Source organism: Brucella rhizosphaerae (assembly GCF_002252475.1).
GTDB classification, from domain to species: Bacteria; Pseudomonadota; Alphaproteobacteria; order Rhizobiales; family Rhizobiaceae; genus Brucella; species Brucella rhizosphaerae.
Window position 1 is genome coordinate 141,752 of record NZ_NNRK01000011.1, and the last position, 9,608, is coordinate 151,359.

Here is a 9,608-nt window from a genome sequence, read left to right on the forward strand (position 1 = left end):
ATGAGCGATGTGCCACTGATTTCGCTTAAGGGCGTCTGTCGTCGTTATCCTTCAGGAGATGACTTTACGACGGTCCTCAACCATATCGACCTCACCATTCATCATGGCGAAATGGTTGCAATTATTGGCGCTTCGGGTTCTGGTAAATCGACTTTGATGAATATTCTCGGTTGTCTGGATCGGCCGTCGGAAGGCACATATCTGATATCCGGGCGCGAGACATCTGAACTTGACCCTGATGAACTGGCTCAGTTGAGGCGCGAGCATTTTGGCTTCATCTTTCAGCGCTACCATCTTCTCGGGGAGCTGGATGCCGTGGGTAACGTTGAAATCCCGGCCATATATGCGGGTCGCAATCGCGACGAACGTCGCGAACGGGCGACGGAGATATTGCAGCGGCTGGGAATGGGTGATCGGACGCACCATCGACCCAATCAACTTTCAGGCGGTCAACAGCAAAGAGTTTCGATTGCACGTGCCCTGATCAATGGTGCCGATGTTATCCTCGCCGACGAGCCAACCGGAGCACTTGATAGCCATAGTGGCGAGGAAGTTCTTGGCATTTTGCAGGAGCTTAATCGCGAAGGCCACACAATCATAATCGTCACCCACGATCGCAAAGTTGCAGAACGTGCAAAGCGCATCATTGAAATCAGCGATGGCGAGATCATTGCCGATGATATGACAGAAGCTTCTGAAATTACCGATGAAGTTCCAAGCGACACTGACAATGTAAAGCGAGAGAAGCCACGATTTTTCAATGGCTTGAGAGATCGGTTTACAGAAGCATTTTCGATGGCGCTTCGTTCAATGAATGCGCATCGGATGCGTACTTTTCTTACAATGCTCGGCATCATTATCGGGACAGCATCGGTCGTCTGCGTTGTTGCCCTTGGACAGGGGTCGCAGAAGAAAATTCTTGAGCAGATCAGTGACCTTGGTACCAACACGCTTTACGTTAGTCCGGGACGAGGGTTTGGCGATCTGAAGGCTGCGCAAATAACGACTCTCAATATCAGCGATGCACAAGAGCTTGCCAAAATGCCTTATGTTATCGCGGCAACTCCTTCCGTATCCACGACATCTACAGTTCGCGTGGGTAGTAAAGAAGTGAGCGTGTCGGTCAGCGGTGTTGGAGAACAGTATTTTGTGACGCGAAACAGCAAGCTCGTTGAAGGGCGGTTCTTTGATCGCAAAGGCGTGAGCGATCTGGCGCAGGACGCATTAATCGACGAGAACGCCAGAAAGACCTTGTTTCCTTACGAGACTGGTCCCGTCGTTGGAAAAATTGTTCTTCTTAAAGACGTTCCCATCCGTATTGTTGGTGTTGTCAAAACAGAAGAGCAAGGCATCGGCTCGGCCCAAAATCTTGAGATTTATTTGCCCTACACAACAGTGCAAACCCGGATGACAGGCACTCGTTCTCTTCAATCCATTATCGTGCGTGTCGCAGATACAATGGATCCGGCGCAAGCCGAAAAGCTGGTCACGGCTTTTTTGACGCTCAGGCACGGTGAAAAAGACTTCTTTATCTTCAATACCAGCAGCTTGCAGAAAACTATTGAAGCAACAACAGCAATGCTCGCTCTCCTTGTTGCGAGCATTGCTGGGATTTCACTGTTCGTCGGTGGGATTGGCGTGATGAATATCATGCTCGTGTCTGTTTCCGAACGCATCAATGAGATCGGTGTTCGCATGGCGATAGGTGCGCGTCAGAGTGATATTCTTCAACAATTCCTGATTGAATCTGTTCTTGTTTGCTTGATTGGCGGCTTGACAGGAATTCTTATAGCAGTGGGCTTTGGCGTTTTGTTCGCGCAGTTCAACAGCATGTTTCAGCTGATTTATTCGCCGACTTCCATCGTGGTCGCACTGCTCTGCTCAAGCCTGATTGGGGTGGGCTTTGGGTTCATCCCTGCACGCAACGCTTCAAAACTGGATCCTGTAGTCGCATTGGCGCGCAATTAGAGCACATCTCGATCTGATTGAATCAAATCGACGCTCTAGCCTTTCTGACTTGAAGTAGAATCTATCCCATCTCAATGAAAGCGGACATACGGACCAGATCGGCCAATGAACCAGCCTGCATTTTCTGCATGACATGCGCGCGCCGCACCTTCACGGTGATTTCTTTAACGTTTAGTTCTGCCGCGATCTGTTTGTTCAGCAATCCCTGAACCACAAGTGCAAAGACATCGCGTTCGCCGGGCGCCAGACTCAACCAGCGATTATAGACTTCCAGCCGCGCCTCTTCATCTTGTAAGCGCTTCTTCTCTGCTTCGATTGCCCGATAAACAGCATCCAGCAGATCGTGATCGCGAAATGGCTTGGTCAGAAAATCAATCGCGCCATCCTTGATAGCTTTTACCCCCATGGCGATATCGCCATGTCCCGTGATGAAGATCACCGGTATCGTAATGTTAAGACCCGCCATCTGCGCAAAGAAGTCCGTACCAGTCTGGCCAGGCATGCGCACATCAAGGATAAGGCATGCCGGACCGGGTGGGTGTTGATAGTCGAGAAAATCGCGTACCGATGAAAAGCTCAGTGCGGACATACCAATAGACGCAAACAAATCGTCCAGAGCTCGCCGAACAGAGAGATCGTCGTCGATGATATAAACAACGGCGTTCTCTTCATGCATTGCGGTCATGCTCGTCCTTCCCGGCAGCTGGTACTTCCAGAACAAAAGTTATGCCATTAGAGCCTGCGCCTCGCGCACCTTGCGCTTGCGTCCAGATGTGGCCGCCATTGGCTTCAACAATCGTGCGACTGATCGTTAGCCCCAATCCAAAACCACCTTCTTTTGTCGTCCAGAAGGCGTCGAAAAGGCTCTCCCGCGCTACAGCCGTCAGACCCAGTCCCGTATCGGCAATTGTAAAACGCAAACTTTTATTTTCGCCAATCGCAGATGTAATCAAAAGAAAACGCTCTTCATCTTCTATCCTGGCCATCGCTTCTATACCGTTGAGGATGAGGTTACCAAAAACCTGCTGTATCTGCACTCGGTCAGCAAATGCTGGTGGCAAATCCTCGGCGAGGTCGATTTCGAAATGAATATCAAGTCGATAAAGTTCCGCCGTAGCCAGATCGAGCATTTCGCGGATCGCCATATTAAAATCAAACCCAGTAACTTTGGGCTTCTCGCCTTTGGAGAGGCTACGAACACGATCAAGTATTTCACTGGCACGATGCGAGTCCGCAGATATTCGCTTGAAGGCAGCTTGAGCGCGCGAAACGTTTGGAGGTTCTTGCAAAAGCCATCTTTGGCCAGCGCTGGCACTTGTCTCGATTGCGACCAAAGGCTGACTGACTTCGTGGGCAATGGAGCCGGTCAGTTGCCCGAGTGTTGTGAGACGCGCCAGCCGTAGCAAACGCTCTCGTGTCTCATGCGCTTCTGCTTCTGCGTCTACGAGCTTCAGGCCGAGATAGGCGGTACACGCAATGGCTACGATACTAATCAATGTATTGATAGCACCGACATCGTAGGATCCCGATCGTGTCAGAAAGAAGCTTACAACGGTAAGGATGATACAGCCTGCCGCCACGCCAATAACCGTGCGGTGCGAGAACACTCTGGCAGATACAAGCACGATCGCCGTATAAAAAACTGCAGCCGCAATGGCGTAGTCTGTCAACGTATCGAAAACGAAAATAGCTGCACTGGCAATCGATAGTCCCGCAGATGTCGCGAGTGTCCGGGGAGACATATGGCGATAGATTTTCTTTCGCATCCAAACCCTCCCATTCAATATATACGGGCTACTGTTCACTGGAGCTTTATAGCTCTAATTCGTCGTTTCTTTCTACCATGATCCACCGATGAGCATACGAACCGATTTTCCATGAATGCGCGTAGCACACCGTAGCAACCAGCATGTTTGCCGTTGATTGAGTAAACCAACGCGGGACAATCTGTATGTTGTGCTTGCGAGGTATGTGGCTAACAAAGCCAGCAGCCAACATAAGAACCGATGCCCCTGATTTTTTACTCCAACCCAAAAGCTCTGATGGCGTGGGCGTACTGGGTCGTTGCGACGAGTTGGCTTTGAACCGCCAGGCCCGTTGCGACCATCCCTCGTGTTCCGGTTCACCATTGGGGGGCAAAAGCAGATATAAGTTTGGCGGTCATGTTTGTTCTCCTCAAACAGCCGGTTTCAGAGCGTGAACGAATAAGTGACCAGCAATAAAGCTGCTGGTCACTTCCTTTGATGTGGCGCTGCGAGGCACCAACGGTGTCACATCAGAATCCTTAACCTCAGAACCATTGTCCAAAGCGACGGATGTAGAACGTCTTCATTGTCTGAGCGACGATGCAGTAGGCAAACAATGTGCCTGCAAGCCACGGGAAATATTCCCAAGGCAATGGCTGCAACCCGACCATGGCTCCAAGAGGTGAAAACGGAATATAGATTCCAATAGCCATAACCAGACCCGTCATCAGCATCACTGGAAGGGCAGCAGTGCTCTGGATAAATGGTATCTTCTGCGTGCGCAGCATATGAACAACCAGTGTCTGCGACAGCAGTCCCTCAATGAACCAGCCTGACTGGAACAGTGACTGCATTTCTGGTGTATTTGCCGCAAAGACATACCACATCAGCGCAAAGGTCGTGATGTCGAAGATTGATGAAGTTGGTCCAATCCAGATCATGAAGCGTCCGATGTTCCTTGCGTCCCATTTGCGCGGCTTGGCGAGAAACTCCTTGTCCATGCGATCCCATGGCAGGGAAAGCTGAGAAATATCGTACATCAGGTTCTGGATCAGCAGATGGATCGCAAGCATCGGCAGGAATGGTATGAAGGCACTTGCCACCAGAACCGAGAAAACGTTGCCGAAATTCGAGCTGGCAGTCATGTTCAGATACTTGATGATATTACCAAAGGTCTCACGCCCTTTGATAACACCTTCTTCGAGCACCATCAGGCTCTTTTCAAGCAGGATGATGTCAGCGGATTCCTTCGCAATATCTGTGCCGCTATCGACTGAAATCCCGACGTCCGCATCACGCAAGGCAGGCGCATCGTTGATACCATCGCCAAGGAAACCAACGGTATGGCCGTTTGCCTGTAGCGCTTTAAGAACACGCGATTTCTGCAATGGTGTGAGTTTTGCAAATACAGTTGTTTGCTCGACAGTGACGCGCAACGTCTCATCGCTCATCTTTTCGATATCGCGACCAAGGATAGGCGTGCCGGGTTCAAGCCCAACCTCACGACAAATCTTTGTAGTCACGACCTCATTATCACCTGTGAGGACTTTGACTGCCACACCATGGTCGGCAAGTGCTGCAATCGCTGGGCGTGCAGTTTCCTTTGGTGGGTCGAGGAAGGTGAGGAGACCTTGCACGACAAGCTCTCTTTCATCCGCAATCTCATAGCGAGCCATGACCTGTGTCGGGTCGATCTCTCGCGTTGCGACAACAAGCACGCGGAAACCATCGCGATTGTAATCGCGTGCCAGTTCGATAAGTGCGTTCCGACGCGTGTCGTCGAGTTGCATGGTTTCATTGCCATCTCGGATTGAAGTCGAGATTGCCAGCATCTCTTCAACCGCGCCCTTGCAGACCAGAAGATGCTCGCCGTTCAGGCCTTCAACGACAACAGACAGGCGGCGACGTATAAAGTCGAAAGGAAGCTCATCGACTTTATTGTAGGCGCGAGCTGAGGCCATGAGTGAAGGCGTTTCGTCAGCAAAGCCGATAACGGCCTGATCCATCAGGTTTTTCACACCACTCTGGTGATGGCTGTTCAGCCATGCCAGACGCAAGACACCCGGGTCGCGATCACCATGTACGTCGACGTGGTGCTCAAGAATTATCTTGTCCTGTGTCAGCGTTCCGGTCTTATCGGTGCAAAGTACGTCCATGGCGCCGAAATTCTGAATAGCATTCAGACGCTTCACCACGACCTTGCGGCGTGCCATTGCCATGGCACCCTTGGCGAGGTTTGACGAAACGATCATAGGCAACATTTCAGGCGTGAGGCCAACCGCCACAGCAAGCGCGAACATAAATGCATCTGGCCAATCGCCCTTGGTGAACCCGTTAATCAGGAGTACAATTGGCACCATCACCAGCATGAAGCGGATCAGCAACCAGCTCACACTATTGACCCCGCGATCAAAAGCCGTCTCGGCGCGGGATCCTGCGATAGCCTTGGCTAGCGAACCGAAATAGGTTCGAGCGCCTGTTGCGACCACCACGGCCGTTGCTGTACCACTGACGACATTGGTGCCCATAAAGCAGACAGTCGGCAGATCGAGCATATCCATCTGGTCACCCGAAGTGGCTGCTGCACTGGCAGATTTCTCCGCAACGGCACCAAGCGTGTCGTATTTCTCAACCGGCAGAGCTTCGCCCGTCAAAGCGGCCTGACTGACAAAGAGATCGCGTGATTCAAGCAGGCGCACGTCGGCAGGTATCATGTCCCCGGCGGAGAGCTTGACAATATCGCCGGCGACAAGCTGTGCCATTGGAACTTCGACTATTTTTGCTTCAGTGCTCCGGTCTGGGCCGCGCTCCTGTTTACGCAATACAGTTGCTGTCGTGCGCACCATAGCCTTGAGTGCGTCCGCAGCTTTGCCAGAGCGAAACTCCTGCCAGAAACGCAGCAACGCACTCAGGATAACCATTGTTACAATAATAGTAACGCCAGTATATTCGGGGTCTTCGGCGCTGCGCAGTGGCAGGATAATATCGGTTACTGACGAAATAGCGGCGAGCAGAATGAGAACCGCAATAAATGGGTTCCTGAATGCAAGCAGAAATTGCACAAAAGCATGCGGGCGCTTTTCATGCGCCACATGGTTCGGTCCGTCCCTGGCAAGCCGCTCAAGGGCTTCTGCCTCGCTGAGACCACTCAGACTTGTTCTGAAATTGGCGAGTGTAGTGTCGATATTGTTTTGCGCCTCGCGCATTGCACGCATCGACAGCTTCTTGTCATCCTTGAGCGCAGTCGGTGATTTGGGCTGTTTAACTATGGCATTCATGTCTCTATCCTCATGCCGCGAAGCCCGGCACAAGCATGGACATACTCATCCTGCTAAAGGACGCGCACCATCATGCCGTACCGTCGAAGCAACGTCCGGTTCGTTTGTTTGTAGAAATCGTGCGGCGGCCGCTCAGGCTGCATCAAACATGCAAGCTGAGCGGACCTACTGGGGTCATCGTCCATGGTCATTGTCCTCTTGTGAAAATGTATCTTCGCTATCATCTTTCGTCTGCAAGCATACTGCCCGCCCCATGCAGAGCCAGAAACGGGCAAGAGTGCTGGTTATCAGAACGAGTGATGTGGCTGAAAGCGCAATAATCTGAACAACATTGCTCATCAGTGCACCCAATTGGATGGCCGGTTCCGCTGACTGACAGCAAGGATCAATCCAAAGCGCTCCAGTACAGGCAAAGACTGATACGCGGCGAGCTCTTCGGAATCTTTGGTCCATCGGCATTCCAACCGCCCGTTTTGCGGATTAACGTGCCAGACCGCTGTCAGCGGAACGGCTTTACGAGCCGCATTATCGTTTATCGCATCAGCTACGGACAGGTTGCGATTTATGACTTGTCTGGGAGAAACAAATCTCCGAACGGCGGAACGCATGCGCGTGCCAAACCGCGCACCAAAATTGGCGATTACTGCAATATTCATCTCTTACCTCATGAGGCGCCACTGTGGGCGTCCGGGTAAGAGCATGAGATCAGCTCCTGCCAGACAACCCCAGTGGCGACGGCTTTCGACTACTGTCGCTGGGCATTGTGGTTTCCTGTTTTAAAGAACCGAACTCTACGGCTCCGACACAGTCGTCATTACCAGATGGCACCAAGATGAGCCATGGAAAAAAGCCCCTTTTGCAAGGTGCATTTCGGTACAAGGGATATACCAAAGTATAAACTGCGCTGCAAAGACCTGGCGTTACTGAAAAACACCGTATGGCAATCCGGCTCATCCATACCGCCCGAAAGCGTCGTCTTCCGCAGCTAACGAAAATGCGATTGCAATGCAGCTTACTACAACCAGAATTACTGAATGAAGTCTCAGAAAGCGCTGTTTAAAGATGATGGCTCCTTCAAATATTACAAATGTCATTGCAGAGTACAGACAATAGGTAGCAGCCTAATTTACTTGTTCAGAATCTTTATTTCAGGCAGTATTAACTTTCGCCTTGAATTTGTTCCGCAGGTTGAACTGGACGAAATAAATTGAGCAAAGAGCTGATTTTGTCGACCGACATGGTAGACGATAAAATTCGCGATGATTTTTGGCGTGATGTTCTCAAGCCTGTATTTGACATCTCAACACCGGATACCGAAAACCGCAATGGTTTCAATGGCAGCATCCGTTCACGTCCATTCGGTGAGATTCTTATCGGAACAACGACCTTTAACGGACAGCACTACCAACGGACATCGAAAATTATAGCGCATGGCGGCCTGGACCAGTATGTTGTTCAGGTCATGCTGGCTGGACATTTGCGCGGTAATTTTAACGGTGTCGATGTGTTGGCGGAACCCGGCGATATCTTGATCCTCGATCTTACTCAAACAATATCGAGCCATGTCGATGCTGGTTCGCGGATTACCGTCGTAATTCCTCGGGCGGAGCTGGAAAAAATCGTCGGATGGCGAAATCTCCATGGCGTTGTGCTGCGATCCAGTGCGCCGATGACGCGGTTGTTATTCGACTATCTGCGAAGTCTTGAAACTGTGGCTTCGGAGCTTCCTCCCCATGAGGCCGTCACTGCGCAGAACTCCATGATTTCGCTGCTCGCGGCCGGCATTACAGGGACATTAGATCGATTTGCAGAGATCACTTATGTCAATGTTACCATGCGCAAGAGCATACTCAGATATATCGATGAGAATCTGACCAACCCTGTTCTGGGACCTCATTCAATCGTCAAGCATTTCCGCGTTTCGAGATCGCATCTTTATAGGGCTTTTGAAATAGACGGCGGCGTCGCTAAGGTCATCCGCGATAAGCGACTGGATATTGCTTATCATCTCATTCTGGATCGAAAAGGCAAACCGCTCTCGCTCAAGGAGATAGCCTATAGGTGCGGCTTTCATGACGGCACTCAATTTACCAAGGCATTCAAGAGCCGCTTTGGCCATGCCCCAAAAGAGACGCTGGATACTTCAGGGGCGTTCCAGTTGGGCGATAATGGCGCTTTTAATTTTCACAATCATTTTTCTGAACGCGTTGCCAGGCTCGACCGCGAGGTAGATTCTTAAAGCGCATCCCGAAAAGCGGTAAACGGGTTTCAGACCAAGAACCACGTGCTGATGGGCGCGTGCTGAATTTTCAACGATGATGATGATTGTTATATTCTGTTTTTGCCAAACGGGAGCAGCACGGACATGCCGGTGTGGCCAGCTTCATATGTGTATCATATCTCAAAACAACAGCGCTGCTATTCCGAAAGCCGATCTCACTTTCTCGGGGTAAGTTCGATGTTTGCCTTATTAAGGGCAAATGCGCTTGATGTGGCTTATATAAAGTATAGTTTGTGTAAGTAATTCGATATATTTTAATTTATGAATATAATATATAGTTCAGTTAACAGAATTGTTAATCACTATATGTACAATGGCAGCATATAGTGTCATGAA

6 protein-coding genes are annotated in these 9,608 nt (G+C 50.6%); 2 read left to right on the plus strand and 4 right to left on the minus strand.

What is annotated here, in order from left to right:
• On the plus strand, window positions 1–1,968 hold the full coding sequence (locus CEV32_RS00970) for a MacB family efflux pump subunit (protein ID WP_094573570.1): 1,968 nt from the start codon (window positions 1–3) through the stop codon (window positions 1,966–1,968).
• A gap of 61 nt (window positions 1,969–2,029) precedes the next feature.
• Here CEV32_RS00970 and CEV32_RS00975 read toward each other — a convergent pair whose 3' ends face one another.
• From CEV32_RS00975 to CEV32_RS00990, 4 genes are all read right to left on the minus strand, one after another.
• Window positions 2,030–2,653, minus strand: a complete 624-nt coding sequence (locus CEV32_RS00975) for a response regulator transcription factor (RefSeq protein WP_094573571.1) — start codon at window positions 2,651–2,653, stop codon at window positions 2,030–2,032.
• Entirely contained in the window at window positions 2,637–3,734 is a 1,098-nt protein-coding gene (locus CEV32_RS00980) for a sensor histidine kinase (RefSeq protein ID WP_094573572.1), read from the minus strand. The genes CEV32_RS00975 and CEV32_RS00980 overlap by 17 nt, the downstream gene beginning before the upstream one ends.
• Before the next feature lie 524 nt (window positions 3,735–4,258).
• Window positions 4,259–6,991, minus strand: coding sequence for a magnesium-translocating P-type ATPase (gene mgtA, locus CEV32_RS00985; protein ID WP_094573573.1), 2,733 nt, complete (start codon window positions 6,989–6,991; stop codon window positions 4,259–4,261).
• Between the two features lie 338 nt (window positions 6,992–7,329).
• Window positions 7,330–7,647, minus strand: a complete 318-nt coding sequence (locus CEV32_RS00990) for a hypothetical protein (RefSeq protein WP_094573574.1) — start codon at window positions 7,645–7,647, stop codon at window positions 7,330–7,332.
• Window positions 7,648–8,198: 551 nt separating this feature from the next.
• Here CEV32_RS00990 and CEV32_RS00995 point away from each other — a divergent pair.
• Window positions 8,199–9,230, plus strand: coding sequence for a helix-turn-helix domain-containing protein (locus tag CEV32_RS00995; protein ID WP_167382714.1), 1,032 nt, complete (start codon window positions 8,199–8,201; stop codon window positions 9,228–9,230).
• The last annotated feature ends 378 nt before the right edge of the window (window positions 9,231–9,608 follow it).

Bases quoted from the DNA above. Each gene is read 5' to 3' on its own strand.
- CEV32_RS00975 (WP_094573571.1), bottom strand. From the start codon at position 2,653: ATGACCGCAATGCATGAAGAGAACGCCGTTGTTTATATCATCGACGAC.
- CEV32_RS00980 (WP_094573572.1), bottom strand. From the start codon at position 3,734: ATGCGAAAGAAAATCTATCGCCATATGTCTCCCCGGACACTCGCGACA.
- CEV32_RS00990 (WP_094573574.1), bottom strand. From the start codon at position 7,647: ATGAATATTGCAGTAATCGCCAATTTTGGTGCGCGGTTTGGCACGCGC.
- CEV32_RS00970 (WP_094573570.1), top strand. From the start codon at position 1: ATGAGCGATGTGCCACTGATTTCGCTTAAGGGCGTCTGTCGTCGTTAT.
- mgtA (WP_094573573.1), bottom strand. From the start codon at position 6,991: ATGAATGCCATAGTTAAACAGCCCAAATCACCGACTGCGCTCAAGGAT.